Origin of the sequence: Streptomyces sp. NPDC005576 (assembly GCF_042871745.1) — a bacterium.
Taxonomy (GTDB): Bacteria; Actinomycetota; Actinomycetes; order Streptomycetales; family Streptomycetaceae; genus Streptomyces.
On the sequence record NZ_JBIAJC010000019.1, the window covers coordinates 67,896 to 94,004 of the forward strand.

The following is a 26,109-nucleotide window of genomic DNA, read 5'->3' on the forward strand; positions in this document are numbered from 1 at the left end:
CCGCTCCACACGCGAAACGGCTGCCCGCACCTCCCGTACGCACGGGGGGAGCGGGCAGCCGTTTCGCGCGGCCCGGGGGCCGGGGGATCAGCCCAGTGGGGTGTCCAGGACCGCCTTGCGGTGGCTGAAGGTGTCCATGGAGTACCGGCCGTGGTAGCTGCCCATGCCGCTCTCGCCGACCCCGCCGAACGGCAGGTCGGAGACGGTCAGGTGGGCGAGCGGCAGGCCGATGCCGACGCCGCCCGAGGAGGTCTCGGTCAGCAGCCGCTCGCGGACCTCGGCCGACTCCGTGAACGCGTAGAGCGCCAGCGGCTTGTCCCGGCCGTTGATGAAGTCGATCGCCTCGTCCAGCCCGGCCACGGTGAGGATCGGCAGCACCGGGCCGAAGATCTCCTCGCCCATGACCGGGGCGTCCGGGGCGACGTCGGCGAGCACGGTCGGCGCGATGTACTTCGCCGCCCGGTCGTGGGCGCCGCCGGTGACCGTACGGCCGGAGTCCAGCAGGCCGACCAGGCGGTCGAAGTGGCGCTCGTTGACGATGCGGCCGTACTCCGGGGAGGCCGAGGGGTCCGTACCGAACTGCGCCTCGACGGCGGTGGCGAGCGCGTCCGCGAGGGCGGCGGCGGTCTCCGGGTCGGTGAGGACGTAGTCGGGGGCCACGCAGGTCTGGCCCGCGTTGAGGAACTTCCCGGAGGCGAGCCGCTGCGCGACCGTCTCGAGGTCGGTGTCCCGGTCCACGAAGACCGGGGACTTGCCGCCCAGCTCCAGCGTCACCGGGGTGAGGTGCTTCGCCGCGGCGGCCATCACGATGCGGCCGACGGTGCCGTTGCCGGTGTAGAAGATGTGGTCGAAGCGCTGCTCCAGGAGGGCCGTGGTCTCCTCCACGGCGCCCTCGACGACGGCGACCGCGTCGGTGTCCAGGAACCGGGGGAGCAGCCGGGCCACGGCGGCGGAGGTCGCGGGGGCCAGCTCGCTGGGCTTGGCCACCACGCAGTTGCCGCCCGCCAGCGCGCCCGCGACCGGGGCGAGGAGCAGCTGCACCGGGTAGTTCCAGGGGGCGATCACCAGGACGACCCCGAGCGGGTCCCGCACCGTGGAGGCGGTGGCCCCGGCGGCGGCCAGCCCGGCGTGCACGGGGGCCGGTTCGGGGCGCAGCCAGTCGGCGAGGTGCTCCAGGGTGTGGTCGATCTCGCGGACGGTGAAGTCGATCTCGGTCCGGTAGGACTCGGTGCGGCTCTTGCCGAGGTCCGCGCGGAGCGCGTCGGCCAGCTCGTCGCCGTGCTCGGTGAGCAGGGTGCGCAGCCGCTCCAGCTGGTGGGTGCGCCAGGCCAGGTCCTTGGTGCGGCCGGTGCGGAAGGTGGTGCGGAGGCGGGCGACGACGTCGGCCGGGGACTCGGCGGGCATGGGGGCTCCCTGCTGAGAGGTGTGTGGGGGGTTCACGAGGTTCATGAGGTTGACATCATCAAGCAACACCTTCATGGAACTGCCGAAGCTTGAGTAAGTCAAATAATCGGAGTGCAGTGCGCACGGGACGTACCGTGGAGGGTCAGCACCAGGACTCCGGACATCGCGTGCGGACCCACGGACACCGCGTCCGGCACTCCACGCCCGGACCCACCGCCGCTCCTCTGCCCAAGGATGACCACCCCATGCCCCCGCCACCGGCACCCCGCGCCGACCGTGCCGCCCCCACCCCGGACGATCTGCTGGAGCCCCTGGCCGTCGTCGTACGGGGCCACTCCGACGACCTCACGGCCGTCGCCGCCCGCCACGGACTGAGCAGCGCGCAGGCCCGCGCGCTCATCGCGCTCGACGCGCCGATGCCGATGAGCGCCCTCGCGCGCCACCTGGTCTGCGACGCGTCCAACGCCACCGGGCTCGTCGGCCGGATGGAGACCCGGGGCCTGCTCGTCCGCACCCCCGCCCCCGGCGACCGCCGCTCCAAGGTGGCCTCCCGCACCCCCGAGGGCACCGAACTGGCCCACCGCATCCGCGCCGAGATGCGCGTGGTGCACGGCGCGCTGGAGGCGCTCACCCCGGAGGAGCGCACCGCGCTGCTCCCGCTGCTCAACCGTCTGGGCGCCCTGCTCGGCCCGTGAAGCGCGGGAGCCCGTAGCGGGAGCCCGTCGCGGGAGCCCGTAGCGGGAGCCCGGAGGTGAGAGCCCGTACGGCGGAGCCCGTACGTCAGAGCGCGTTCCTCGGAGCGCGTACGTCGGAGCCCGAACGCAAGAGCCCGCGCGGACCGGTGAACGGTGCGCGCGGGCTCTTGCGTGGAGGTGTGGCGTCCCGCCCGGTCAGGCGGTCGCAGGAGGCGGGGTTCCCGGCGCCTCGTCGGGGCCGGTACCGCGCTCGCGCCGCTTGAGTTCGTCCTCGCGGCGGCGCAGGTCGGCCTCCCAGTCCTTCAGGAGCGACTCGTCCTTCTTGTTCTCCGCGCGGAGACTGCTGAGGAACTCCGGATTGTCGTCCGGCGCCACCCACGCGGTGCGGTGGTTGCGGTGCCATTCGGAGGGCGTGCGGCCGCCGGCGGGGGCGTACCGCATCTTGCCCGCCGCCAGCCAGACGATCGGGCCGACGATCCAGAACAGCAGGATGATGAAGACCCAGGCGACTTTCGGCAGGTGCTTCGCCTCGTCCTCCGGGGTGTTGAGGCAGTCGATGAAGGCGTAGATCGTCAGCGCCAGCGGCAGGAGATAGATCAGGGCCCTGAGCATGGTTGAGGAAGTCCCCCCGGAAACGGCGGCGGGGCGTGATGGCCCCCGGTGAGGCGCCAGGGTACCGGCTTCCGGTGACGTCCCAGGGCGAGCCGGTGTGAACCGGCGGTGAGCAGTTCGGGACGAGGCTCCGCCAGGCGGGCCGCGACGAGCGCGGACGGGGAGAGCGGTGCGCGCCCGGGAGACGTACCGCCCGCCCCGTCCCGGGCTCGCGCAGGGCGGTCACTTCCGCCGGGGAATACCCCTGGGGGGTATCTGGTTGTACAGGGCGCCGCACCAACCAGTCGTACGAACGGGAGGCGAGCATGGACCACACGACGCACCACCAGGACCAGTACGTCACGGGCCACGGAGAGCACACCGCCGGCCACGACCCGCACGGTGGTCACGGTGCCGGGGGCGGAAGCTGGCGCATGGCCGCGCAGGCGACCCTCCACTGCCTGACGGGCTGCGCCATCGGCGAGGTACTCGGCATGGTCATCGGCACCGCGGCCGGCCTGCACAACGGCGCCACCGTCGCGCTCTCCATCGTGCTCGCCTTCGTCTTCGGCTACGCCCTGACCATGCGCGGTGTACTGCGCGCCCACGTCCCCTTCCGGCAGGCCGCCAAGGTCGCCCTGGCCGCCGACACGGTCTCCATCGCGGTGATGGAGCTGGTCGACAACACCGTCATGGTCGGCGTGCCCGGCGCCCTGAACGCCGGCCTGGCCGACGCCCTGTTCTGGGGATCGCTGGTCTTCTCCCTGCTCGTGGCCTTCGTGGCGACCACCCCGGTCAACCGCTGGATGATCAGTCGCGGCAAGGGCCACGCAGTCGTGCACGCCCACCACTGACCGCGCGCCAGGCGCCACGTGGCGGTGGCGTGTCGCAGGCGGACCGGAGTCCGCCCGGCCGCTACCCTCCCCGGCGCGGCGGTGGGGGAGCGGCCGAGGGGGAGCGTGGGGAGGATGACAAACTGATGGGCATGGCTTACGACGATCTTCGCTCCCTGCTCCGGGCCTTGGAACGTGAGGGCGATCTCAAGCGCATCAAGGCCGAGGTCGATCCGTACCTCGAAGTCGGCGAGATCGTCGACCGCGTCAACAAGGCCGGCGGGCCCGCGCTCCTGTTCGAGAACGTCAAGGGGTCCTCGATGCCCCTGGCCATGAACGTGTACGGCACCGACCGGCGGTTGCTGAAGGCGCTCGGGCTGAAGGCGTACTCGGACATCAGCGACAAGATCGGCGGCCTGCTGAAGCCGGAGCTGCCGCACGGATTCGTCGGCGTGCGCGAGGCCTTCGGGAAGCTCGGCTCGATGATCCACGTGCCGCCGAAGAAGGTGAAGGGGGAGAGCGCCCCCGTCCAGGAGGTCGTCCTCACCGGCGACGACGTGGACCTGGACCGGCTGCCCGCGCTCTTCACCTGGCCCGAGGACGGCGGCTCCTTCTTCAACCTGGGGCTCACCCACACCAAGCACCCCGAGACCGGCGTCCGCAACCTCGGGCTCTACCGCCTCCAGCGCCACGACCGCCGCACCATCGGCATGCACTGGCAGATCCACAAGGACAGCCGCAACCACTACCAGGTCGCCGCCAAGCGCGGCGAGCGGCTGCCGGTGGCCATCGCCTTCGGCGCGCCGCCCGCCGTGACGTACGCGTCGACCGCACCGCTACCCGGGGACATCGACGAGTACCTCTTCGCCGGGTTCGTGCAGGGCAAGCGGATCGAGATGGTCGACTGCAAGACCGTGCCGCTCCAGGTGCCGGCCCACGCCGAGGTCGTCATCGAGGGCTGGCTGGAGCCGGGGCAGATGCTCCCGGAGGGCCCCTTCGGCGACCACACCGGCTTCTACACCCCGCAGGAGCCGTTCCCCGCGCTGACCATCGACTGCGTGACCATGCGGAAGCGTCCGCTGCTCCAGTCGATCGTGGTCGGCCGCCCGCCCACCGAGGACGGGCCGCTGGGCCGCGCGACCGAACGGTTCTTCCTGCCGCTGCTGAAGATCATCGTCCCGGACATCGTGGACTACCACCTCCCCGAGGCCGGCGGCTTCCACAACTGTGCGATCGTTTCGATCGACAAGAAGTACCCCAAGCACGCCCAGAAGGTGATGAGTGCCGTCTGGGGCGCGCACATGATGTCGCTGACCAAGCTCATCGTCGTCGTGGACTCCGACTGCGACGTCCACGATCTGCACGAGGTGGCCTGGCGGGCGCTCGGCAACACCGACTACGCCCGGGACCTGACCGTCGCCGAGGGACCGGTCGATCACCTCGACCACGCCTCCTACCAGCAGTTCTGGGGTGGCAAGGCGGGCATCGACGCGACGAGGAAGTGGCCCGAGGAGGGTTACACACGGGACGGAGGCTGGCCGGAGATGGTCGAGTCCGACCCGGAGACGGCGGCGAAGGTCGACCGCCGCTGGAAGGAATACGGACTGTGACTGCCGCAGACGCAGCGCTGGGCCACGGCCCGGCGCAGCCCAGGAGCAAGGTGAAGGCGTTCCTGCGGCTGGTGATGATCGAGCACTCCGTGTTCGCGCTGCCCTTCGCGTACATCGCCGCGCTGATCGCGATGTTCCGGGTCAGCGAGTCGATCCACTGGGTCGAGCTGCTGCTCGTCACGGTGGCGATGGTGGGCCTGCGGACCTTCGCGATGGCCGCGAACCGGATCATCGACCGGGAGATCGACGCGCGCAACCCGCGCACCGCGACCCGCGAGATCGTCACCGGCGCGGTCTCCGTGCGCTCCGCGTGGACGGGCGCCCTGGTCGCGCTGGTCTTCTTCCTCGGCGCCGCCGCGCTCCTCAACCCGCTCTGCCTCGCGCTCGCGCCGCTCGCGATCGTGCCGATGGTCGTCTACCCGTACGGCAAGCGGTTCACGAACTTCCCGCACGCCATCCTCGGCATCGCCCAGGCCATGGGCCCGATCGGCGCCTGGCTCGCGGTGACCGGCAGCTGGTCGTGGGACGCGGTCATCCTCGGGCTGGCGGTGGGCATCTGGATCGGCGGCTTCGACCTGATCTTCGCCTGCCAGGACGTCCGCGCCGACCGCGCGCACGGCGTGCTCTCGGTCCCCGCGCGCTTCGGCATCCCGGCCGCGCTCTGGGGCGCCCGGGTCTGCCACGCGATCACGACCGGGCTGCTCGTCTGGTTCGGCCTCGCCACCGACGCGGAGCTCTTCTACTGGATCGGCATGGTGATCGTCGCCGTGGCCTTCGTCTACGAGCACCGGGTGGTGCGCCCGCACGACCTGTCCCGGCTCAACCGGGCGTTCTTCTCCGTCAACGGCTTCATCGGCATGGCGCTCTTCGCCTGCACCCTGCTCGACCTGGTGGTGCGCGGCCTCACGCCGTGACGGCGGGGATACGGGAGCGGCGCGGGGGAGCGACGCCCAAGAGCCGCTGCCCGGTTCCGGGTTCGGCCGGTGCGCGGGGGGCGGATACCCTCGGCGTGTGGAATCCTCGACTTCAGTGAGTCAGCAGCGGCGCCGGCCTTGGATTGTCGGGGTGTCCGGCGCCTCGGGGACCCCGTTCGCCGCTTCGGTGGTGCGCGGTCTGATCGCCGCCGGTGAGGACGTGGACCTGGTGGTGAGCCGTGCCTCGCGGCTCACGCTGCTGGACGAGACGGGGATCGCCTTCCGCGACGCGCACTGGCGGGACGACCTCGCGAGCTGGCTCGCGCGGGGGGCGGACGGGAAGCCGGACACCTTCGACGCCGACCTCTCCGGGGTGCGCCACTGGCCCGCCGGGGACCTCGCGGCCGGGCCGTCGTCGGGCTCGTACCCGGCGAAGGGGATGCTGATCGTGCCGGCCTCGACGGCCTGCGTGGCCGGGGTCGCGCTCGGGCTGTCGAAGGACCTGCTCCAGCGGGCGGCGAGCGTCACGCTCAAGGAGCGGCGCACCCTCGTCGTCGCCGTGCGGGAGACACCCCTGAGCGGCGCGACGCTGAAGCAGATGGTGGCCCTGGACGAGGCGGGGGCCGTGGTGCTGCCCGCCTCCCCGGCGTTCTACGCGGGCGCCACGCACATCCAGGACCTGGTGGACTTCGTCGCCGGACGGGTGCTGGACGCGGCAGGGGTGCCGCACGGCCTGTACCGCCGGTGGGAGGGGGAACTCGGTGGCGGCTCCCGCACCACCTGAGGTTCGCCCCGCCCGCTCAGCGCTTCTTGTGGCGCCGGCCGCGGGTCTTCGCGACGCGCTCGGTGGCGGCGGGCCGGTCCCCGCGCGCACGGTTGGCCTGGTCCTGCAGCTCACGCATGCGGGCGTAGGCCATCTCGATCGAGGCCACTGCGCTCGGGTACACGGTGTTCGCTCCTGAAGGTTCTGATGGTTCTGAAGGTTCGAAAGCTTTTCTTGGATCTTCTGAAAGATTCGCAGGGCCTAGGCCCTGTTCGCCTTAAATTCTATACGTAGACTTGCGATACTGCTGAATAATGGAAGGTTCTGTCATATGGACGCGGTGGACAGGCAGCTCATCCAGGCCCTCCGGGAGAACGGCAGGGCGTCGTACGCCGAACTGGGCCGCCTCGTCGGCCTCTCCGGGCCCAGCGTCACCGACCGGATCAACCGGCTGGAGTCCGCCGGGGTCATCACGGGTTACCGCGCCACCGTCAACGCGGCGGCACTCGGCCTCGGCGTCACCGCGCTGATCGGCATCTCCCTCTCCGACGCCGCCGACCACGAGGACGTGGCCCGCCGGCTGCGCGATCTGGAGGAGATCGAGGACGCCTGGTTCATCGCGGGCGACGACTCCTACATGCTCAAGGTGCGCGTCGGCGACGTGGACGGCCTGGAGAAGACGATCCGCCGGCTGAGCGGAACGAAGGGCGTCTCCCGCACGCGGACGACCATCGTGCTCTCCACGAAGTGGGAGAACCGGGTGGGAGAACTTCCCGAAGAGAGCTGAGGGTGTCCCCGGGGATCGCCGGGGAACCCCGGGGCGTACGGTGGGTCGAAGTCTGTTTACGGAGAAATGGGAGGCGTATCTGTGGACGCGGGACTCAAGCGCGAGCTGGAGGAGAAGGTCCGGGCCGGCGAGCGGCTGACCCGCGAGGACGGGATCGCTCTCTACGAGTCCGACGACCTGGCCTGGCTCGGCGGTCTGGCCCATGAGGTGCGCACCCGCAAGAACGGTGACGTCGTGCACTTCAACGTCAACCGCCACCTCAACATGACGAACGTGTGCACCGCCTCGTGCGCGTACTGCTCGTTCCAGCGCAAGCCGGGCGAGAAGGACGCGTACACGATGCGCATCGAGGAGGCCGTCCGCCTCGCCAAGGCGATGGAGAACGACAGCCTCACCGAGCTGCACATCGTCAACGGGCTCCACCCCACCCTGCCGTGGCGGTACTACCCGCGCTCGCTCAGCGCCCTCAAGGAGGCGCTGCCGAACGTGGCGCTGAAGGCGTTCACGGCGACGGAGATCCACCACTTCGAGACCATCTCCGGGCTCAGCGCCTCCGAGATCCTCGACGAGCTGATCGAAGCCGGTCTGGAGTCCCTGACCGGCGGCGGCGCGGAGATCTTCGACTGGGAGGTCCGCCAGCACATCGTCGACCACAACACCCACTGGGAAGACTGGTCGCGCATCCACCGCCTCGCGCACGAGAAGGGTCTCAAGACCCCGGCGACGATGCTGTACGGGCACATCGAGGAGCCCCGTCACCGCGTCGACCACGTGCTGCGGCTGCGGGAGATGCAGGACGAGACCGGCGGTTTCCAGGTCTTCATCCCACTGCGCTACCAGCACGACTTCGTGGACATGAAGGACGGCAAGATCCGCAACAAGCTCCAGGCGCGCACGACGATGGCCACCGGTGCCGAGGCCCTGAAGACCTTCGCCGTCTCCCGGCTGCTCTTCGACAACGTGCCGCACGTCAAGGTGTTCTGGGTGATGCACGGCGTGCAGACCGCCCAGCTGGCGCTCCAGCACGGCGCGGACGACATGGACGGCTCGGTCGTCGAGTACAAGATCACGCACGACGCGGACAACTACGGCACGCCCAGCAAGCTCGGCCGTGACGATCTGCTGGAGCTCATCCGGGACGCGGGCTTCCAGCCCGTCGAGCGCAACACCCGGTACGAGATCATCCGCGAGTACCCGGGTCCGGACGTCGACCGGCGCGAGTCGCCGCAGGCGATGCGGGTCTGACGCGAGGCGTCGCGACGGTTCGTCACCGGCCTCAAGGGCCCCGGTGGCAGGTGGAAAGCCTGCGGCCGGGGCCTTCGGCGTACCTGGGCTGCCACGGTGCCCGCCGACTGCGGTCACCGCCTGCGATCCCTGTGTCCACCGACCGCCTCGGCTGCCCCGCCCGTCTTGCATGCCGGAAGGGTGATTGAGGCCGTTCGGCGGTAATGACTAACCTTGGCACATGCCTCTTACCTTCACTCTGGATCCCGCTTTCGATCCCGAGCTGCGCGACGGCCTCCTCGCACTCTGGACCGACGTCTCCAACGCGGGCGGCGCGGTCGGCTTCGTCCCGCCGGTCACCACCGAGGACATCCGTCCCGAGCTGCTCAAGCACCTCACCGCGATGGTCGAGGGCCGCACCCGGCTGCTGGTCGGCCGGGACGAGGACGGCACGGTGGCGGCGACGGCCTTCCTCACCTTCAACACCCACCGGCTGATGAGGCACTGGCTCTGGCTCTACACGGTGATGGTCCACCCCTCCCACCAGGGCAAGGGGTACGGCCGCGACCTGATGGAGGCGGCGGCCGACGCGGCCCGCGGGATCGACGGCATCGAGGCCATCCGGCTCACCTGCCGGGGCGGCACCGGTGTGGACCGCTTCTACGGAAGCTGCGGCTACAAGGAGGTGGGCCGGGTGCCGAGTGCGATCCGGGTCGCCGAAGGCGACGACCGGGACGACATCACCATGCTGCTCCCGCTCCTCTGACCGGCCCCGAACGTGTCGGCGCGGGCCCTCGTACGGAGCGTTCCCGCAGTTCAGCCGGGGGCGCCGGAGGCGCGCCAGGGATCGCGGCAACCCCGTGAACCGAGCGATTTCGGGGCATGCTTCACTGGTCGGGCAGGTTCGCATCACCGTCGTACGTAGAGAGAGGTTCAGCCGTGTCCGCTGCCAAGCCGAGCGCAACGATCCGCTACTCCGCGCTGCGACTGCTGATTTTCGTCGCCTGCTTCTTCGTCGCCGGGGTGGCGGTCCACTTCGGAGTGATCCCCTCCGGCGTCGGCGGCTCCAACGTCGTCTGGGTCGTCCTGCTCGGGCTGGTGCTCTCCGCCCCGCTCAGCTACGTCCTGCTGCGCAAGCAGCGCGACGAGATGTCCGCCCAGGTGGTCGACAAGGTGAGCCGCGCCAAGTCCCGCCTGGAGGCGAACCGCACGCGCGAGGACGCCGTCCAGTAGGGCGCGACTCCCGCTCCGGCGGGACCTGCGAGCCCGGCCGGACTTGCGGGCCGCCGGGACACCGCACGTAACCTTCGTCACACTCGCGCGTCCCCGCGCGCCGCACATCGGACCCCGTTCCGGAGCAAGTCGCTCCGGTAGCGGGGTCTTTGGCGTTCACCACCCTCGCTCGCCGGGCACGCGCGGCGGGACGTGTGGTCATAGAAGAACTTTGAGGACCTCAAAGCCGCGGTGTTAACGTGAATGGCATGAAGACAGCAGTGCGCATCCGCTACGCCCCGGGCGTCCCGCTCGTGGCGCGCCTGCACGTCGATCTCTGCCGCCGCACGACCGCGGCCTGTTGTCGCGACTGACCGACAGCATGCAGCGGCGCCGCCTCCCGGCGAGGACGCCGCCTTCCGTCCCCCTCGTTCACCGCGTACGCATGCCCCCATGGGTACGCCGCGTCCTGTCTGGAGTGTGTCCGTGTCCGCGAACTCCGCGTCCACCACGGAGACCGCCGAGCCCCAGCGCTCCGGTTTTCGTATACCGAAGGTGCCCTTCTGGGCCCAGATCGTCGCCGGTCTGGTCCTCGGCGTCGTCCTCGGCTGGATCACCCGCTCGTACGACGTCGCGTGGCTCTACACCACGCTCGACAAGATCGGCCACATCTTCGTCCAGCTGCTGAAGCTGGCCGTCGCGCCGCTCGTCTTCTTCGCGATCCTGGTGTCGATCACCAACCTCCGCAAGGTCAACAACGCGGCCCGGCTCGCCACCCGCACCCTGCTCTGGTTCATGATCACCTCGCTGATCGCGGTCGCCATCGGCCTCACCATCGGCCTGATCACCAACCCGGGCTCCGGCACCGGCCTGACGCCGAAGGACGGCCTCAAGCCCGAGCACGCCGGCTCCTGGCTCGACTTCCTCACCGGCATCGTCCCGACCGACGTGATCACGCCGTTCACCGAGCTGAACGTCCTCCAGATCGTCTTCATGGCCGCCGTCGCCGGCATCGCCGCCCTCAAGCTCGGCGAGAAGGCCCAGCCGATCCTCACCCTCAGCGAGTCGATCCTGGAGCTGCTCCAGAAGGCCCTGTGGTGGGTCATCCGCCTCGCCCCGCTCGGCACCGTCGGCCTCATCGGATACGCCATCGCCGACTACGGCTGGGACCTCATCGGCAAGTACGCCACCTTCACCGCCGACGTCTACATCGGCTGCGCCCTGGTGCTCTTCGGCGTCTACCCGCTGCTGCTCGCCACCGTCGCCAAGGTCAGCCCGCTCCAGTTCTTCAAGGGCGCCTGGCCCGCGATCCAGCTGGCGTTCGTCTCCCGCTCCTCGGTGGGCACCATGCCCGTCACCCAGAAGGTGACCGAGCGCCTCGGCGTCCCGAAGGAGTACGCCTCCTTCGCCGTACCGTTCGGCGCCACCACCAAGATGGACGGCTGCGCCGCCATCTACCCGTCGCTGGCCGCGATCTTCATCGCGCAGATCTTCGACGTGCAGCTGAGCGTCGGCGACTACATCCTGATCGCGTTCGTCTCGGTCATCGGTTCGGCCGCGACCGCCGGTCTCACCGGGGCGACGGTCATGCTGACGCTGACCCTGTCCACGCTGGGCCTCCCGCTGGAGGGCGTCGGCCTGCTCATGGCCATCGACCCGATCCTGGACATGATGCGCACCGCCACCAACGTGGCCGGTCAGGCGCTGGTCCCGGTGATCGTCTCGGCCCGCGAGAAGATCCTCGACCTCGGCAAGTACAACTCCGCCTCGGCCTCGCCGGTGGACGAGATCGAGGTCCGCGACGAGGAGCCCGTCCGGGTCCCCGTCGCCGCCTGACATCGCCACCCGACGGCGCCGGTGGCGCGCCGGCCACCCGGCTGACGCGGCACCGGCCGCCACGGCACACCGCACCTCACGCAGGGGCGTCCGGTCCTTCGGGACCGGGCGCCCCTGCGTCGTCGCGGGACCTTCGCGCCGGGGGACCGGCCTCGCTCCCCGTACCCTTACTCGGGAGTAAGGCTGCGGGGGCGGAAGGAAGTCCGACATGGATGCCGTGAAGAGCAAGCGAATGCCACGCGCCGTGCGTGAGCAGCAGATGATGGACGCGGCGGTACAGATCTTCGGGCAGCGCGGCTACCGGGCGGCCTCGATGGACGAGATCGCGGAGCTCGCCGGCGTGTCGAAACCGCTGGTCTACCTCTACCTGAACTCCAAGGAGGAGCTCTTCACCGCGTGCATCCGCCGCGAGGCGAAGGCACTGGTGGACGCCGTCCAGGCGGGGGTCGAGCCGGGTCTGCCCGCCGACCGCCAACTCTGGGAAGGGCTGCGCGCCTTCTTCGTCCACACCGCCGAGAACCCGGACGGCTGGGCGGTGCTGCACCGCCAGGCGCGTACGCACGGGGAGCCGTTCGCCTCGGAGATCACCGCGATGCGGGACGAGATCGTCGCCTTCGTGACGGGCCTGATCGGCGCCGCCGCCCGGGAGGCGCACCACGATCCCGCGCTGCCCGACCGGGACGTGGTGGGACTCGCGCAGGCGCTCGTGGGCGCCGCGGAGGCGCTGGCGGGGTGGGCCAACGAGACCCCGGGCGTCTCGGCCCGGGAGGCGGCGGCGACGCTGATGAACTTCTCCTGGGCGGGTCTGGAGAACCTCATGAACGGGCGGCCCTGGCAGCCGCCGGTCTGACGTGGTGCGGGGCGGTGTGCGCCCCTCGGTCTCCTCAGGGAGCCCGGTCTCCTCAGGGAGCTTCCGGGGCGAGCCCGTCCGCGACCAGACCCGCGTAGACCGCCTTGCCCAGTGCCTGCACGGCGGAGTGCGGGCGCACCATCACGGTGAACTCCTTGATCAGACCGGCCTCGTCGAAGTGGAGCAGGTCGATTCCGTGGATCTGGGCGCCGTTCACGGTGGCACGGAAGAGCAGGACCTCCGAGGGGGCGTCCGTCCCGTCGGCGCTGGTCTCGGAGGTGCCCTCGAAGTGGCCGACGTAGCGGAAGTCCTCGAAGACGCGGAGCAGGACCCCGAAGAGGCCGAGCACCTGGGGCTTCCCGTCGAAGGGCGTGAACTTCACCGGGCTGTAGAGGCGGACGTCCTCGGTGAACAGCGCGTCCATCGCGCCGAGTTCGCCCTTCTCCACCGCGGCGCGGAAGCGGTCGGCCATCTCCATGGTTCCTCCGTGTGGTCCTGTGGTCCTGTGGTCGTGTGGTCCTGTGGTCGTGTGGGACGTACTGCGGGACGTGCGGGTCGTGCCCCGCGAGGTCGTACGACCGTACGGGATCACACGTCCCGGGTCACCGCACCGGTGAGGTGGACCCGTCCGCCGTCCGGGCCGCCGCGCAGCTGGAACGTCGTGCCCGGGCCGTCGGAGGCGTACGTCACCGTCCCCGGCAGGAGTACCGGTGCCCGGAACTCCGCCCGTACGGACCGGATGTGCTCGGCGCCCTCCGCCTCGGCGAGGCACCGGGCGACGGTCCACATCCCGTGGGCGATGGCCCGGGGGAAGCCGAACAGGCGGGCGGTGAGGGGGTGCAGGTGGATCGGGTTGCGGTCACCCGAGGCGGAGCCGTACCGCCGTCCCAGGTCGCCGGTGAGCCGCCACTCGGCGACGGCGGGCAGGTCGGGCAGGTCGTGGAAGGGCGGCGGCGCGGGTGGTACGGGCGCGGCGGGGGCGTTCCGTACGGAGTGGCGGGCGAGGTATCCGCTGCGGGACTCCCACACCAGCTCGCCCGCGACCCGGACCTCCGTCACGACGGTGACCTCGGTCCCGCGTCGGTGCGGCGACAGACTCTCCGCGTACACCGTCAGTTGGAGCGGGTCCTCGGGCCGTAGCGGTCGGTGCGAGGTGATCTCGATCCAGGTGTGGACGAGTCCGAGGACCGGCAGCGGGAACGACCGTGCCGTCATCAGCCGCATCGCGAGCGGGAAGGCCAGCACGTGCGGATAGGTCAGCGGGAGCGGACCGTCGGCGGGGAAGTGGCAGATCCGGCGGTAGCGCGCGAGGAGTTCGGTGGGGGCCGGGGCTTCGGGGCGGGAGATCCGGGTGGCCGGGAGCGAGGTGCCGGGCCGGCCGGGACGCTTGAACGGTGAGGTCAACGCGCCGCGCAGAAGCGAGAGTTCGAGGCGGGGCATCGGCTCACGCTCCCAGCAGGCTCTGGCCGCAGACCCGTACCACCTGGCCGTTGACGGCGGTGGAGGCGGGTTGCGCGAACCATGCGGTGGTCTCGGCCACGTCCACCGGAAGGCCGCCCTGGGAGAGGGAGTTCATGCGGCGGCCCGCCTCGCGGATGAAGAGCGGGACGGCGGCGGTCATCTTCGTCTCGATGAAGCCGGGGGCGACCGCGTTGACGGTGACGCCGTGCTCGGCGACGGCGCGCGGGGCCAACGACCGGACGAGGCCGATGATGCCCGCCTTGCTCGCCGCGTAGTTGGTCTGCCCGTTGTTGCCGGCGATGCCCGCGATGGATGCGGTGGCGACGATCCGGCCACCCCGGTTGAGGGTGCCGCCCTTGAGGAGCGCGTCCGTGGTCCGCAGCACCGAGTCGAGGTTGACGTCGATCACGGAGGCCCAGCGGTCGGCCGCCATGTTGGCGAGCCGCCGGTCGCGGGTGATGCCCGCGTTGTGCACGAGGACGTCGAGCCCGTCCGGGACCGCCGCCGCTATCCGCTCGGCGGCGTCCGGCGCGGTGATGTCCAGCGGCAGCGCGGTGGCGCCGAGCCGGTCGGCCGTCCGCACCAGGTCGGCCTCGGCCTGGGGGACGTCGAGGCAGATCACCCGGGCGCCGTCGCGGGCCAGCACGGAGGCGACGGCCTCACCGATGCCCCGCGCGGAGCCGGTGACCAGGGCGGTGCGGCCGGAGAGCGGGGCGAACCAGTCGGCGACCGGATCGGGGGTGGCTCCGGAGACCTCGACCACCTGGCCGCTGACGTACGCGGACCGGGGCGAGAGCAGGAAGCGCAGGGTGGACTCGGCGGACGCGGCTGCGCCCGGGACGATCCGTACCAGCTGCGCGGTGGTGCCCCCGCCGATCTCCTTGCCGAGCGACCGGACGAACCCCTCCAACGCCTGCTGCGCGGCGGCCTGGTGGTGGTCCTCGGGGGACGGGGCCGTACCGAGGACGACGACCCGGCCGCTGCGGGCGACCGAGCGGACGACGGGGTGCAGAGCCGCGTGGAGAGCGGCGAGCCCCGCCGCCGAGGTGATGCCCGTCGCGTCCACCACGATCCCGGCGGGGCGGGCCGCCCCCTCGCTCTTCCCCCCCTGCTTCACTCGCTCCACCTGGTCCACCTGGTCCACCTGGTCCACCTGCTCCACCACCGGGAGCCCCAGGCCGGCGAGCAGCTCACGGACCTCTCCGGGTACGGCCGGTTCGCCCGCGGTGAGGTGGAGCAGGGGCCCGTCGAGCGTGGGTGTCTCCAGCGACCAGCGGCGCAGCGGCGCGGGCTGGGGGAGTCCCAGCCGGCGGGTGAGAAAACGGCCGGGGGCTGTGCCGGTCAGGTGCAGATAGCGGTCGGCCATTGTCCAGACTCCCTGCTCGGTCTTAGATTTACTCCGGAGTAAGGTTACTCAAGAGTCAGGAGCTGGTCGAGATGAACCGCTTGCGGAAACGGCCCGGGGCGCCGCTCGGGACGACGGCACGTCTCCGGACGACGGTTGCCGGGGAGGGCGCGACGGCCTCCGCGACCGTCGGGACGGCGGCCTCCGTCACCGTCGGGACGAGAGGCTCGCGATGATTCCCCTTCCGCTCCCCCAGCCGCGCCGGGTCGCCGTCCTCGGTGGCAGCCGCATCCCGTTCGCCCGCTCGGACGGCCCCTACGCCGAGGCATCCAACCAGCTGATGCTCACCGCCGCGCTCGACGGACTCGTCGAACGGTTCGGCCTCGCGGGGCAGCGGGTGGGGGAGTTCGCCGCCGGTGCCGTCCTCAAGCACAGCCGCGACTTCAACCTCGCCCGCGAGACCGTGCTCGGCTCCCGGCTGGACCCCCGCACCCCGGCGTACGACCTCCAGCAGGCGTGCGGCACCGGCCTCCAGGCCGTCATCGCCGTCGCCAACAAGATCACCCTCGGTGCGATCGACTCGGGCATCGCGGGCGGTGCGGACACCGCGAGCGACGCACCGCTCGGCGTCAACGACGAGCTGCGCCGCATCCTGCTGAACGCCCGCCGCGCCAAGGGGAACGCCGCCCGGATCAGGGCACTCGCGGCGGTCCGCCCCCGCCACCTCGTCCCCGACATCCCGCGCAACGCCGAACCCCGTACGGGGCTGTCGATGGGCGAGCACGCGGCGATCACCGCCCGCCGCTGGGGCGTCACCCGTGAGGACCAGGACGTCCTGGCGGCGGCCAGCCACCGGCGGCTGGCCGCCGCCTACGACCGGGGGTTCCTGGACGACCTCGTCGTCCCGTACCTCGGTCTGGAGCGGGACCAGAACCTGCGGCCCGGCTCCACGGTCGAGAAACTCGCCACCCTCAAAACGGTGTTCGGCGCCGACCACCCCGACGCGACGATGACCGCCGGGAACTCCACCCCGCTCACGGACGGCGCCGCCACCGTGCTGCTGGCGAGCGAGGAGTGGGCCCGGGCGCGCGACCTGGAGCCGCTGGCGTACCTCTCGCTGTACGAGAGCGCCGCCGTGGACCACGTGCACGGCGAGAACCCGGAGGACGGCCTGCTGATGGCCCCCGCCCTCGCCGTGCCCCGGCTGCTGGAGCGGGCCGGGCTGACCTTCGACGACTTCGACCTGTTCGAGGTGCACGAGGCGTTCGCCTCGCAGGTGCTGGCCACGCTCGCCGCCTGGCAGCAGCAGGGCCTCGGACCCGTCGACCGGGAGAAGCTCAACGTGGCCGGTTCCTCGCTCGCCACCGGCCACCCGTTCGCGGCGACCGGCGCACGGATCGTCGCCACCCTCGCCAAGCTCCTCGCGGAGCGCGAGGGCCCGGGGCGCGGGCTGGTCTCCATCTGCGCGGCCGGTGGCCTGGGGGTGACGGCGATCCTCGAACGGCCGTGACCCGTACGGCATGTGCTCCGCCGTACCCGCCCGTGACCGCCCGCCACCGCCGCCAACGTCCCCGTCCCCGTCCGAGGAGCCGCACGTGTCCATGCCCCCGTCCTCCACGCCCCCCGCCCCGTTCGCGTCCCCCGCCGCGCCGCCCGTTCTGGTCCCCCCGCTCACCCTGTGCGGCGCGGACGGCAGGGTGCGGGAGGTCTCCGTACCCGCGTTCGCCCCGCCCGTCCTCCACGGCTCGCTCGCCGACATCCCCTTCGACAACGCACGCGAGGCGCCCTCGGACGCGGTCCTCAGCCGTAAGCAGGAGGACGGCAGCTGGCGGGACGTGACCGCCCGCGACTTCGCCGACGAGGTGCGCGCCGTCGCCAAGGGCCTGATCGCGGAGGGCTTCCGGCCCGGCGCCCGTATCGCGATCATGGCCCGTACGACGTACGAGTGGACGCTGCTCGACTTCGCCGCCTGGGCCGCCGGGCTCGTCACCGTGCCCATCTACCCGACGTCCTCGGCGTACCAGGTGCGGTGGATCCTGCAGGACTCCGGCGCGCGGGCCTGTGCGGTCGAGGGGAAGGAGCAGGCGCGGATCGTCAGCCAGGAACGCAAGGACCTCGCCGATCTGGCCCACCTGTGGCAGCTCGACACCGGGGCGCTCGGCCGCCTCAAGGCGGTGGGCAAGGACGTGCCCGACACGGCGGTGGACGAACGGCGCGGCCGACTGGGCCCGGACAGCGCCGCCACCCTGATCTACACCTCCGGCACCACCGGCCGGCCCAAGGGGTGCGTGCTCACCCACGGCAACTTCTTCGCCGAGGTCGACAACGCCATCGAGCTCCTCCACCCGGTCTTCAAGTCGGTCTCCAAGTACCCCGCTTCCACCCTGCTCTTCCTGCCGCTCAGCCACGTGTTCGGCCGGATGGTCGCGGTCGGCTGCATGCGCGCCCGGGTTCGCCTGGGCCACGCCCCCTCGATCCGCACCGAGGACCTGCTGGCGGACCTGGCCGGCTTCAAACCGTCGTTCCTGCTGGCGATCCCGTACGTCCTGGAGAAGGTCTTCAACACCGGGCGCGCCACCGCCGAGAAGATGGGCCGCGCCTCCTCCTTCGACCGGGCCGCCGGAATCGCCCAGCGGTACGGCCAGGCGGTCGAGGCCGCCGAACACGGCACGGGTCCGGGTCCGGGCCGAGCCCTGAAGATGGCCCGCGCCCTCTACGACCCGCTGGTCTACCGCCGTATCCGCGCGGCCCTCGGCGGCCACGTCCGCTACGTCATCTGCGGCGGCTCCCCGCTGGGCCGCCGGCTCGCCGCCTTCTACGCGGGCGCCGGCATCGAGATCTTCGAGGGGTACGGCCTCACCGAGACCACCGCCGCCCACACCGTGACCCCGCCCCTCAGGCCCCGTCTGGGCACGGTCGGCTGGCCGCTCCCCGGCGCGGCGGTGCGGATCGCCGACGACGGGGAGGTGCTGCTCCGGGGCGGCCAGGTCTTCCAGGGTTACTGGGACGCGCGGCGCGGCGAGTCCGTCCCGGTGGTGGACGACGGCTGGTTCGCCACCGGTGACCTCGGGGCGCTCGACGACGACGGGTACCTCACCATCACCGGCCGCAAGAAGGACATCATCATCACCTCGGGCGGGAAGAACGTCATCCCGGCCCCGCTGGAGGACTGGCTGCGCGCACACCCGCTGGTCAGCCAGTGCATGGTCGTCGGCGACAACCGCTCCTTCATCACCGCGCTGATCACCCTGGAGGAGGACGGGCTCGCGCACTGGCGGCAGATGAAGAAGAAGCAGGGCGTCCCGGTCCGTGAGCTGATCCACGACCCGGAGCTGCGGGAGACGATCCAGCACGCGGTGGACGAGGCCAACAGCTCCGTCTCGCGCGCCGAGTCGATCCGCAAGTTCACGGTGCTGCCCGTCGACTTCACCGAGGAGAGCGGCCACCTCACGCCCTCGCTCAAGCTCAAACGGGACGTCGTGGCACGGGACTTCGCCGCGGAGATTGAGGAGCTGTACCGGAAGTGAGGTGGCGGGGCCGGGTGTGTGGAGACGCGCGGGCCCGGGGCGGCCGTGACTGCGGCGGTCTACTCCGGCGGTCGAAACTCCGGCATCCTGGGGCGTGTTCGGCCCGATGTGACGCTCGTACCCCACGAGACCCGTACCCCCACGACGCCCGGCTCTCGACTCGGAGGATGAATCCGCGTGCGATCCCCCCTGCGCATCGCCCTGCTCGCTCTCGTCGCCCTGGTGGCCGGTCTGCTCACGGCCACCCCGGCCGCGGCGGCCCCGAACTTCAAGGCCCCCTACCCCTGCGGCCAGCAGTGGACCTACAGCCACCACTCGGCCGAGGTCCGCCTCGCCCTCGACTTCGTCCGCACCGACGGCGGAGCCACGGCGGGTACCCCCGTGCTGGCCTCCGCGGCCGGTACCGCCTACCGGTACTCCCAGCCCAGCGGTGCGGGCAACTACATCGCCATCGACCACGGCGGCGGCTGGCAGACCTACTACTTCCACCTCTCCGCGTACTCCGTCGCCAACGGGGCCCAGGTGGCCCAGGGTCAGCAGATCGGAGTGACCGGTTCGACGGGCAACAGCACCGGTGCGCACATCCACTACGAGCAGCTCTACAACGGTGTCGGCCAGAACATCGTGCTCAACGGCCAGTCCCTGGCCCCGTATCCGAGCGCCTACAACAGCAAGTACCTGACCAGCGACAACGGATGCGGTGGCGGCGGTACGGGGAAGTACTGGGTGGACACCTTCGCCAACGCCACCGGGTACGCGTCAGCCAACACCGCCGACGCGCAGGGCGTCCTCAACGCCGGTACCAACTACGTCTACTGCAAGGTCTGGGGCGCGCAGGTCGGCTCGGGCTCGGCGTACAACCACTGGTGGCTGCGGACCGACCTGGACACGGTGTACGCGGGCAAGAACGGCTACAACGCCTACGTCTCGGCCTACTACCTCTCCCGCTGGGGCAGCGACGAGGCCCGCGACAACAACGGCACGGTGATTCCGGACTGCTGAGCGGAGGCTGCGGGGGAGGGGCCTGCACCGAGTCGCGTCTTCGCGACCGTGTGTGCTCGTCGGGCGCCATCGTGACCGCGCCCCACGGGCGTCCCACGGGTGGCGGGCCCTTCCGTGCGGACGGGTCATACGGGGGGGTGTGGAACTCCACGTACTCGATCGTCGCGCCACCGGGGTGCCGTACGGTCAGGTTGCGGCCCGTGGGCACGTCGTTGGGGCCGTCGAGAACCTCTCCCCCGTGCTGTCCGGCCAGGCGCAGGACCTCGGTGAGGGACCCGACGATCGCGGTGGCGTGGGTGCCGCGGTAGGGGGCGAGGGCGTCGTCGGTGCCCGCGAGAAGCAGAAATCCGCCCACGGTCGCGAGTTCCAGATCACGGTAGGTGAAGCGCAGCCCCGGTTGCTCTCCGGTGAGTTCGGTGAACGTGGGCAGCGCGGTATCCAGATCGTCGACGTACACCCGGGCGAAGGTGGTGAGCATCGGTGCGGCGTCTCCCAGGTCGTTTCGACTTTCCCGAAATATGGAATTGATCTGCATACCAGGGATGCGCCGTAGGTGCGGGCAAGGGGGACGGATGAGGCAACTCGGCATAGATGAGGTGGAATTGGCCACGGTCCTGCGCGCGCTGGGCGATCCGGTCCGGCTCTTCCTGGTCCGGCGGATGGCTGAGGGCGGAGAGAGCGTGTGCACTCCGGCGGGCCTGGACGTGCCACCCTCCACGCTCTCCAACCACTGGCGTGTTCTGCGCGAGGCAGGTATCACCCAGACCCGGCGGGCCGGTAAAGCGCGACTGATGACACTGCGGCGTGACGCCCTCGACGCCCGCTTCCCCGGGCTCCTGGACGCGGTACTGGGCGACGGCGAGGGATGAGCCCGCGCCCGTGGGGGTGCCGCTCTTACAGCGGGTTGTCGCCGTTGATGTTGAGGGCGTGCCCCGGCCGGAAGAAGCGCTTGGCGAACACGTGGCCGTGCTCGGCCGCCATCCGGAACCAGGGCTCCGACGCGGCGAGCCCGTCGCGGTCCTCGACGAGGCGGCCCATCTCCCACATCGACTGGGGGTCCTTCCGCTCCACTCCCACCCGGAAGAGGCGCTCCGCCTCGTCGGGGTCTCCCCCGATCTTCGCGAGGAGCGCCATCGACCGCAGGGCCCGCAGATCGCCGCCCTCGGCCGCGGCGGCGAGCCGCTCCGGGGTGCCGTACTTCCGGTGCTGCCGCCAGATGCAGAGTGCCAGCAGCAGTCCGAGCAGCCAGGCCAGCCAACTGACGTCGAAAAGCGTGTCGTTGTCGGTCGCCATCCCGAGCACACTCAGGATCGCCGCCACGACAAAGAGCAGGAATGCCATTCGTACCCCCCCGGGTTGCGCACAGCCCACCGGCTCTCTTCCCGGTGGACGGCCCCGTTATCCCTGGGCGGGTACGGAATCGGTGGGTGCGGGCCCCGTGCCGTCGCTCCCGCCGCGCCCTACCGTGGGGCGCGGCACTTCGACGGAGGCCGGGCGGCGCGCACCGAACAGCGCCGACCAGCACCGACCGCCACCACCGGACTCACCGCACGGACCACGACGGAGGTTCCCCGTATGCGGATCGCCACCATCATCTTCCTGACCGACCAGACGGTCACTCCCGTCGCACTCGCCCGCGAGCTGGAGCAGCGCGGCTTCGCCGGGCTTTATCTGCCCGAGCACACCCACATCCCGGTGAGCCGGGACACCCCGTACCCGGCGGGCGGCGACCTGCCGCCCGAGTACGGCAGGACGCTGGACCCGTTCGTCGCGCTGGGGCAGGCGGCGGCGGTGACCGAGCGTCTCGCCCTGGGTACCGGGATCACGCTGGTCGCGCAGCACGACCCGATCGACCTGGCGAAGCAGGTCGCCACGCTCGACCACCTCTCCGACGGCCGGTTCACCCTGGGCGTCGGCTTCGGCTGGAACGTGGAGGAGGCCGCCGATCACGGCGTGGAGTGGAAGACCCGGCGCGCCCGGGGCCGTGACCGGCTGGCCCTGATGCGGGCGCTCTGGTCGGACGAACCGACCTCGTACGAGGGTGAGTTCGGGTCGGTGAGCGCCAGCATCGCCTACCCGAAGCCGGTGCGTGAGGCACGGGGACCCGTCGTCGGTCCTCGTACGCTCATCGGCGGCGCGGCCGGGCCGAAGCTCTTCGCGTACATCGCGCGGTACGCGGACGGGTGGCTGCCGATCGGCGGGAGCGGGCTCACGGAGGCCGTGCCGAAGCTGCGTACGGCCTGGGAGGAGGCGGGACGCGACCCGGCGCACCTCGAGGTGGTGCCGTACGCGATCGTGCCCACGCCGGGCAAGCTGGCGCACTTCGCGGAGCTGGGCATAGAGGAGGTCGTGGCGCAACTGCCGTCGGCCGGTGAGCCGGCGGTGCTGCGGGCGCTGGACGCGTACGCCGCGTTCCTCTGACGGTACGTGCCCGGGGGCGGCGCCCGGCCCACCGCCGGGCCGCCCGCCGGGCCGCCCCGCCCCCTCCGCCCCCGTCGCCTACCGCACCGAGCGCAGCGCCCGGAGCGTCGGCGCCCCGGCTCGTTCCGGTCGTGCGTCCGGGTCCCCCGCAGGGCCCTCGCCTTCGGCGGTGTCGGCGTCCCCCGCGGCCTCGGGGTACCCGGCGTCCCGCTCCCGTACCAGCCCCGGCAGCCCGGCCAGCTCGGTCAGGGCGTCCACCCGCCAGTCGGCCGACTCCACCACGTCCGGGTGATCCGCCCACCAGTGCCCGAACGGGCCGCGCCGCAGGTGCGCGGTCCGCAGGCCGGCGGCCTTCGCGGGGAAGAGGTCCTCGGCCGGGTGGTCGCCGACGTACACCGTGGTGCTCGGGTCGGCGTCCGACGCCTCCAGCACCCGCACGAAGAACCCCGGGTCCGGCTTGGCCACGCCCCACCGGGCCGTGGTGACGACGAGGTCGGCCGGGAGGTCCAGGGCCCGCAACTGCTCGGTGGCGCGCGCCGCTCCGTCTCCCGCCACCACCACGCGCAGCCCGAGGGCGCGGAGTCCGGCGAGCGCCGGGCGTACGTCCGGGTAGAGGTCCCGCTCGCCCAGGTGCTCGCCGCGCCCCGCCGCCTCGCGGGCCAGCTCCGCCTCCGCCACGTCCATGCCGGGACGGAGCAGCGCGAGCGCGTCCGTGGCGCTGCCGCCCCCGACGACGGCCGCGCCGACCAGAGCGCTCACCGTGTGCACGGGCACACCCAGCCAATCGGCCCAGGACGCCCAGTGGCTGTCGTCGCGAACGAGGGTCTCACCGATGTCGAACACGATCGTTTCCATCACCGTCCCGACCCTACGGGGCGGACCCCGTCGCACCGTGACCATCCGCGCCCGGACGCGCGGCGCGGGCCGTACGGGGGTGCGGAGCCGAGAGGAACCGGCCGCCCCGGGGCTCCGGTCCCGCTCGTATGCTCGATCCATGACCGATCCTCAGAGCGGACGTCCCACGACCAACGCCATGCGGCGCGCACTCAGACGGGCACGCGACGGTGTGGCCCTCGACGCGACCGAGGCCGCCGTGCTCCTCCAGGCGCGCGGTGACGATCTGACGGACCTCGCCGCGTCCGCTGCCCGGGTGCGTGACGCGGGCCTGGCGGCGGCGGGCCGGCCGGGTGTCATCACGTACTCCCGCAAGGTGTTCATTCCGCTCACCCGTCTCTGCCGCGACATCTGCCACTACTGCACCTTCGTCACCGTCCCCGGCAAGCTCCGCCGCGAGGGCCACGGGATGTTCCTCTCGCCCGACGAGGTCCTCGACATCGCCCGCCAGGGAGCGGCCCTCGGCTGCAAGGAGGCGCTCTTCACCCTCGGTGACCGCCCCGAGGACCGCTGGCCCGAGGCACGGGAGTGGCTGGAGGCGGAGGGGTACGACGACACCCTGGCGTACGTACGCGCCATGGCGATCCGGGTCCTGGAGGAGACCGGCCTGCTCCCGCACCTCAACCCCGGGGTGCTCGGCTGGACCGACCTCCAGCGGCTCAAGCCGGTCGCCCCCTCGATGGGGATGATGCTGGAGACCACCGCGACCCGCCTCTGGTCGGAGAAGGGCGGTCCGCACCACGGCTCCCCGGACAAGGAACCGGCCGTCCGGCTGCGCGTCCTGGAAGACGCCGGCCGCTCCAACGTCCCCTTCACGACCGGCATCCTGATCGGCATCGGCGAGAACTACGAGGAGCGCGCCGACTCCCTCTTCGAGATCCGCCGCACCGCCCGCGCCTACCACGGCATCCAGGAAGTCATCATCCAGAACTTCCGCGCCAAGCCGGACACCGCGATGCGCGCGATGCCCGACGCGGAACTGGAGGAGCTGGCCGCGACGATCGCGGTGGCCCGGCACATCCTCGGTCCGTCCGCCCGCATCCAGGCCCCGCCGAACCTGGTGGACTCCGAGTACGCGCTGATCGTCGGCGCGGGCATCGACGACTGGGGCGGGGTCTCCCCCCTCACCCCCGACCACGTGAACCCCGAGCGCCCCTGGCCGCACATCGACGAACTCGCCGCCCGTACCGCCGAGTCCGGCTTCTTGTTGCGTGAACGCCTCACCATCTACCCGGAGTTCATCCAGCGCGGCGAACCGTGGCTCGATCCCCGGCTGCTCCCGCACGTCCGGGCGCTCGCCGACCCGGAGACCGGCATGGCGAAGGAGGGAGCCGTCCCGGTCGGCCTCCCCTGGCAGGAACCGGACGAGGAGTTCGGTGCCACCGGCCGTACCGACCTGCACCGCACCATCGACACCGAGGGCCGCACCGGGGACCGCCGCGAGGACTTCGACGAGGTGTACGGGGACTGGGAGGCGCTCCGCGAGGCCGCCGCCCCCGGCATGATCCCCTCCCGGATCGACACGGACGTACGCGAGGCGCTGAGCCGGGCCGCCGACGACCCGACGAAGCTCACCGACGCCCAGGCACTCGCCCTGCTCCACGCGGAGGGCCCGGCGCTGGACGAACTCTGCCGGATCGCGGACACCCTGCGCCGCGACACGGTCGGCGACGAGGTCACCTACGTCGTCACCCGGAACATCAACTTCACCAACGTCTGCTACACCGGCTGCCGTTTCTGCGCCTTCGCGCAGCGCCGCACCGACGCCGACGCGTACACCCTCTCCCTCGACCAGGTCGCCGACCGGGCCGCCCAGGCGTGGGACGTGGGCGCGGTGGAGGTCTGCATGCAGGGCGGCATCCACCCCGACCTGCCCGGCACCGCCTACTTCGACATCGCGCGGGCCGTGAAGGAACGCGTCCCCGGCATGCACGTGCACGCCTTCTCCCCGATGGAGGTCGTCAACGGGGTCACCCGCACCGGGCTTTCGATCCGCGACTGGCTGATCACCGCCAAGGAGGCCGGACTCGACTCGATCCCCGGCACGGCGGCGGAGATCCTGGACGACGAGGTCCGCTGGGTCCTCACCAAGGGCAAACTCCCCACCGCCACTTGGCTGGAGGTCGTGAAGACCGCCCACGAGGTGGGACTGCGCTCCTCGTCCACCATGATGTACGGGCATGTGGACCAGCCCCGCCACTGGCTCGGCCACCTGCGCACCCTGGCCCGACTCCAGCAGGAGACAGGCGGGTTCACCGAGTTCGTGACCCTCCCGTTCATCCACACCAACGCCCCGGTCTACCTCGCGGGCATCGCCCGCCCCGGCCCCACCGACCGCGACAACCGCGCGGTCACCGCCATGGCCAGGCTGCTGCTCCACCCGCACATCACCAACATCCAGACCAGCTGGGTGAAGCTCGGCGCCGAGGGCGCCGCCGAGATGCTCCGTTCGGGCGCCAACGACCTCGGCGGCACGCTGATGGAGGAGACCATCTCCCGCATGGCAGGGTCGAGTTACGGCTCGTACCGCTCCATCCAGGATCTGGTGGCCATCGCCGAACTGGCCGGCCGCCCGGCGAAGCCGCGTACCACCCTGTACGGAGAGGTCCCCGCCGAGCGCGTCGCGGCGGCGACCGCCTCGGACGGACACCTCCCGGAGCTGCTGCCGGTACTGCCTGCCTGAGCCGACGCGCCGCCCCGCACCCCCGCGCCGCCCTCATGCCCCGCCGCCCCCGTACCG

At 71.5% G+C, this 26,109-nt stretch carries 26 protein-coding genes; 18 read left to right on the forward strand and 8 right to left on the reverse strand.

Annotated features, from left to right (window positions below; all coding sequences use genetic code 11):
• Positions 1 to 87 precede the first annotated feature (87 nt).
• The gene (locus ACFYPN_RS28935) at positions 88 to 1,449 is read right to left on the reverse strand and encodes an aldehyde dehydrogenase family protein (protein WP_358758248.1); all 1,362 of its coding nucleotides are present in this window, start codon (positions 1,447 to 1,449) and stop codon (positions 88 to 90) included.
• A 200-nt stretch (positions 1,450 to 1,649) separates the two neighbouring features.
• Here ACFYPN_RS28935 and ACFYPN_RS28940 point away from each other — a divergent pair, with 200 nt between their 5' ends.
• The gene (locus ACFYPN_RS28940; RefSeq protein WP_358758247.1) at positions 1,650 to 2,099 is read left to right on the forward strand and encodes a MarR family transcriptional regulator; all 450 of its coding nucleotides are present in this window, start codon (positions 1,650 to 1,652) and stop codon (positions 2,097 to 2,099) included.
• Positions 2,100 to 2,294: 195 nt separating this feature from the next.
• On the opposite strand, the gene ACFYPN_RS28945 is transcribed toward ACFYPN_RS28940, so the two are convergent.
• A complete protein-coding gene (locus tag ACFYPN_RS28945) occupies positions 2,295 to 2,711 on the reverse strand; it encodes a PLD nuclease N-terminal domain-containing protein (RefSeq protein WP_358758245.1) in 417 nt (138 codons plus the stop codon).
• 305 nt (positions 2,712 to 3,016) lie between these two features.
• Between ACFYPN_RS28945 and ACFYPN_RS28950 the strand changes: the two genes are divergently transcribed.
• From ACFYPN_RS28950 to ACFYPN_RS28965, 4 genes are all read left to right on the forward strand, one after another.
• The gene (locus ACFYPN_RS28950; protein WP_389302260.1) at positions 3,017 to 3,544 is read left to right on the forward strand and encodes a DUF4396 domain-containing protein; all 528 of its coding nucleotides are present in this window, start codon (positions 3,017 to 3,019) and stop codon (positions 3,542 to 3,544) included.
• 131 nt (positions 3,545 to 3,675) lie between these two features.
• Positions 3,676 to 5,133 (forward strand): menaquinone biosynthesis decarboxylase, encoded by a 1,458-nt coding sequence (locus tag ACFYPN_RS28955; RefSeq protein WP_358758243.1) that lies wholly within the window; start codon positions 3,676 to 3,678, stop codon positions 5,131 to 5,133.
• Positions 5,130 to 6,047, forward strand: coding sequence for a menaquinone biosynthesis prenyltransferase MqnP (gene mqnP / locus ACFYPN_RS28960; protein WP_358758241.1), 918 nt, complete (start codon positions 5,130 to 5,132; stop codon positions 6,045 to 6,047). The genes ACFYPN_RS28955 and mqnP overlap by 4 nt, the downstream gene beginning before the upstream one ends.
• 115 nt (positions 6,048 to 6,162) lie before the next feature.
• Positions 6,163 to 6,831 carry a UbiX family flavin prenyltransferase gene (locus ACFYPN_RS28965; protein ID WP_358758361.1) on the forward strand — a complete coding sequence of 223 codons (669 nt, stop codon included), beginning with the start codon at positions 6,163 to 6,165 and terminating at the stop codon, positions 6,829 to 6,831.
• A gap of 16 nt (positions 6,832 to 6,847) precedes the next feature.
• Here the strand turns inward: ACFYPN_RS28965 and ACFYPN_RS28970 are convergent, their stop codons facing one another.
• Complete coding sequence (locus ACFYPN_RS28970) at positions 6,848 to 6,994, reverse strand: hypothetical protein (protein ID WP_358758369.1); 147 nt, start codon at positions 6,992 to 6,994, stop codon at positions 6,848 to 6,850.
• A gap of 147 nt (positions 6,995 to 7,141) precedes the next feature.
• Here ACFYPN_RS28970 and ACFYPN_RS28975 point away from each other — a divergent pair, with 147 nt between their 5' ends.
• The 6 genes from ACFYPN_RS28975 to ACFYPN_RS29000 all read left to right on the forward strand — a co-directional run bounded on the left by ACFYPN_RS28975 (position 7,142) and on the right by ACFYPN_RS29000 (position 12,719).
• Positions 7,142 to 7,597: an Lrp/AsnC family transcriptional regulator gene (locus ACFYPN_RS28975; protein WP_358758239.1), complete on the forward strand. Its 456-nt coding sequence runs from the start codon at positions 7,142 to 7,144 to the stop codon at positions 7,595 to 7,597.
• 81 nt (positions 7,598 to 7,678) lie between these two features.
• Entirely contained in the window at positions 7,679 to 8,842 is a 1,164-nt protein-coding gene (gene mqnE, locus ACFYPN_RS28980; RefSeq protein WP_358758359.1) for an aminofutalosine synthase MqnE, read from the forward strand.
• Positions 8,843 to 9,062: 220 nt separating this feature from the next.
• Entirely contained in the window at positions 9,063 to 9,587 is a 525-nt protein-coding gene (locus tag ACFYPN_RS28985; RefSeq protein ID WP_358758237.1) for a GNAT family N-acetyltransferase, read from the forward strand.
• A 173-nt stretch (positions 9,588 to 9,760) separates the two neighbouring features.
• The gene (locus ACFYPN_RS28990; protein WP_358758236.1) at positions 9,761 to 10,054 is read left to right on the forward strand and encodes a DUF4229 domain-containing protein; all 294 of its coding nucleotides are present in this window, start codon (positions 9,761 to 9,763) and stop codon (positions 10,052 to 10,054) included.
• A gap of 465 nt (positions 10,055 to 10,519) precedes the next feature.
• Positions 10,520 to 11,869, forward strand: coding sequence for a dicarboxylate/amino acid:cation symporter (locus tag ACFYPN_RS28995; RefSeq protein WP_358758234.1), 1,350 nt, complete (start codon positions 10,520 to 10,522; stop codon positions 11,867 to 11,869).
• Positions 11,870 to 12,077: 208 nt separating this feature from the next.
• Positions 12,078 to 12,719, forward strand: coding sequence for a TetR/AcrR family transcriptional regulator (locus ACFYPN_RS29000; RefSeq protein ID WP_358758233.1), 642 nt, complete (start codon positions 12,078 to 12,080; stop codon positions 12,717 to 12,719).
• A 52-nt stretch (positions 12,720 to 12,771) separates the two neighbouring features.
• Here the strand turns inward: ACFYPN_RS29000 and ACFYPN_RS29005 are convergent, their stop codons facing one another.
• The 3 genes from ACFYPN_RS29005 to ACFYPN_RS29015 form a co-directional block, all read right to left on the reverse strand.
• Positions 12,772 to 13,197, reverse strand: coding sequence for a nuclear transport factor 2 family protein (locus ACFYPN_RS29005; RefSeq protein ID WP_358758231.1), 426 nt, complete (start codon positions 13,195 to 13,197; stop codon positions 12,772 to 12,774).
• Between the two features lie 110 nt (positions 13,198 to 13,307).
• A complete protein-coding gene (locus ACFYPN_RS29010) occupies positions 13,308 to 14,159 on the reverse strand; it encodes a MaoC/PaaZ C-terminal domain-containing protein (RefSeq protein WP_358758229.1) in 852 nt (283 codons plus the stop codon).
• A gap of 4 nt (positions 14,160 to 14,163) precedes the next feature.
• Positions 14,164 to 15,546, reverse strand: a complete 1,383-nt coding sequence (locus ACFYPN_RS29015; protein ID WP_358758227.1) for a 3-oxoacyl-ACP reductase — start codon at positions 15,544 to 15,546, stop codon at positions 14,164 to 14,166.
• A 211-nt stretch (positions 15,547 to 15,757) separates the two neighbouring features.
• On the opposite strand from ACFYPN_RS29015, the gene ACFYPN_RS29020 reads away from it, so the two are divergent.
• The 5 genes from ACFYPN_RS29020 (at position 15,758) to ACFYPN_RS29040 (ending at position 20,923) form a co-directional block, all read left to right on the forward strand.
• Positions 15,758 to 17,035, forward strand: a complete 1,278-nt coding sequence (locus ACFYPN_RS29020; protein WP_389302267.1) for an acetyl-CoA C-acetyltransferase — start codon at positions 15,758 to 15,760, stop codon at positions 17,033 to 17,035.
• A 91-nt stretch (positions 17,036 to 17,126) separates the two neighbouring features.
• Positions 17,127 to 19,052, forward strand: a complete 1,926-nt coding sequence (locus tag ACFYPN_RS29025; protein WP_358758358.1) for an AMP-binding protein — start codon at positions 17,127 to 17,129, stop codon at positions 19,050 to 19,052.
• Positions 19,053 to 19,229: 177 nt separating this feature from the next.
• Complete coding sequence (locus tag ACFYPN_RS29030) at positions 19,230 to 20,054, forward strand: M23 family metallopeptidase (protein WP_358758224.1); 825 nt, start codon at positions 19,230 to 19,232, stop codon at positions 20,052 to 20,054.
• A 139-nt stretch (positions 20,055 to 20,193) separates the two neighbouring features.
• Positions 20,194 to 20,607, forward strand: a complete 414-nt coding sequence (locus ACFYPN_RS29035; RefSeq protein WP_358758222.1) for a hypothetical protein — start codon at positions 20,194 to 20,196, stop codon at positions 20,605 to 20,607.
• A gap of 19 nt (positions 20,608 to 20,626) precedes the next feature.
• Positions 20,627 to 20,923 carry a metalloregulator ArsR/SmtB family transcription factor gene (locus tag ACFYPN_RS29040; protein ID WP_358758220.1) on the forward strand — a complete coding sequence of 99 codons (297 nt, stop codon included), beginning with the start codon at positions 20,627 to 20,629 and terminating at the stop codon, positions 20,921 to 20,923.
• 25 nt (positions 20,924 to 20,948) lie between these two features.
• Here the strand turns inward: ACFYPN_RS29040 and ACFYPN_RS29045 are convergent, their stop codons facing one another.
• A complete protein-coding gene (locus tag ACFYPN_RS29045; protein WP_358758218.1) occupies positions 20,949 to 21,395 on the reverse strand; it encodes a sel1 repeat family protein in 447 nt (148 codons plus the stop codon).
• A gap of 234 nt (positions 21,396 to 21,629) precedes the next feature.
• Here ACFYPN_RS29045 and ACFYPN_RS29050 point away from each other — a divergent pair, with 234 nt between their 5' ends.
• Positions 21,630 to 22,475, forward strand: coding sequence for an LLM class F420-dependent oxidoreductase (locus ACFYPN_RS29050; protein WP_358758216.1), 846 nt, complete (start codon positions 21,630 to 21,632; stop codon positions 22,473 to 22,475).
• 78 nt (positions 22,476 to 22,553) lie between these two features.
• Here ACFYPN_RS29050 and ACFYPN_RS29055 read toward each other — a convergent pair whose 3' ends face one another.
• Positions 22,554 to 23,330: an HAD family hydrolase gene (locus tag ACFYPN_RS29055; RefSeq protein ID WP_389302271.1), complete on the reverse strand. Its 777-nt coding sequence runs from the start codon at positions 23,328 to 23,330 to the stop codon at positions 22,554 to 22,556.
• Positions 23,331 to 23,469: 139 nt separating this feature from the next.
• Between ACFYPN_RS29055 and ACFYPN_RS29060 the strand changes: the two genes are divergently transcribed.
• On the forward strand, positions 23,470 to 26,052 hold the full coding sequence (locus ACFYPN_RS29060; protein WP_389302274.1) for a bifunctional FO biosynthesis protein CofGH: 2,583 nt from the start codon (positions 23,470 to 23,472) through the stop codon (positions 26,050 to 26,052).
• Positions 26,053 to 26,109: the final 57 nt, after the last annotated feature.

What these genes read in the sequence shown, in the direction of transcription:
- ACFYPN_RS28935 (WP_358758248.1), bottom strand. Translation starts at nt 1,449, where the DNA reads ATGAACCTCGTGAACCCCCCACACACCTCTCAGCAGGGAGCCCCCATG.
- ACFYPN_RS28940 (WP_358758247.1), top strand. Translation starts at nt 1,650, where the DNA reads ATGCCCCCGCCACCGGCACCCCGCGCCGACCGTGCCGCCCCCACCCCG.
- ACFYPN_RS28945 (WP_358758245.1), bottom strand. Translation starts at nt 2,711, where the DNA reads ATGCTCAGGGCCCTGATCTATCTCCTGCCGCTGGCGCTGACGATCTAC.
- ACFYPN_RS28950 (WP_389302260.1), top strand. Translation starts at nt 3,017, where the DNA reads ATGGACCACACGACGCACCACCAGGACCAGTACGTCACGGGCCACGGA.
- ACFYPN_RS28955 (WP_358758243.1), top strand. Translation starts at nt 3,676, where the DNA reads ATGGCTTACGACGATCTTCGCTCCCTGCTCCGGGCCTTGGAACGTGAG.
- ACFYPN_RS28975 (WP_358758239.1), top strand. Translation starts at nt 7,142, where the DNA reads ATGGACGCGGTGGACAGGCAGCTCATCCAGGCCCTCCGGGAGAACGGC.
- ACFYPN_RS28985 (WP_358758237.1), top strand. Translation starts at nt 9,063, where the DNA reads ATGCCTCTTACCTTCACTCTGGATCCCGCTTTCGATCCCGAGCTGCGC.
- ACFYPN_RS29000 (WP_358758233.1), top strand. Translation starts at nt 12,078, where the DNA reads ATGGATGCCGTGAAGAGCAAGCGAATGCCACGCGCCGTGCGTGAGCAG.
- ACFYPN_RS29005 (WP_358758231.1), bottom strand. Translation starts at nt 13,197, where the DNA reads ATGGAGATGGCCGACCGCTTCCGCGCCGCGGTGGAGAAGGGCGAACTC.
- ACFYPN_RS29010 (WP_358758229.1), bottom strand. Translation starts at nt 14,159, where the DNA reads ATGCCCCGCCTCGAACTCTCGCTTCTGCGCGGCGCGTTGACCTCACCG.
- ACFYPN_RS29015 (WP_358758227.1), bottom strand. Translation starts at nt 15,546, where the DNA reads ATGGCCGACCGCTATCTGCACCTGACCGGCACAGCCCCCGGCCGTTTT.
- ACFYPN_RS29020 (WP_389302267.1), top strand. Translation starts at nt 15,758, where the DNA reads ATGATTCCCCTTCCGCTCCCCCAGCCGCGCCGGGTCGCCGTCCTCGGT.
- ACFYPN_RS29025 (WP_358758358.1), top strand. Translation starts at nt 17,127, where the DNA reads ATGCCCCCGTCCTCCACGCCCCCCGCCCCGTTCGCGTCCCCCGCCGCG.
- ACFYPN_RS29040 (WP_358758220.1), top strand. Translation starts at nt 20,627, where the DNA reads ATGAGGCAACTCGGCATAGATGAGGTGGAATTGGCCACGGTCCTGCGC.
- ACFYPN_RS29045 (WP_358758218.1), bottom strand. Translation starts at nt 21,395, where the DNA reads ATGGCATTCCTGCTCTTTGTCGTGGCGGCGATCCTGAGTGTGCTCGGG.
- ACFYPN_RS29050 (WP_358758216.1), top strand. Translation starts at nt 21,630, where the DNA reads ATGCGGATCGCCACCATCATCTTCCTGACCGACCAGACGGTCACTCCC.
- ACFYPN_RS29055 (WP_389302271.1), bottom strand. Translation starts at nt 23,330, where the DNA reads ATGGAAACGATCGTGTTCGACATCGGTGAGACCCTCGTTCGCGACGAC.
- ACFYPN_RS29060 (WP_389302274.1), top strand. Translation starts at nt 23,470, where the DNA reads ATGACCGATCCTCAGAGCGGACGTCCCACGACCAACGCCATGCGGCGC.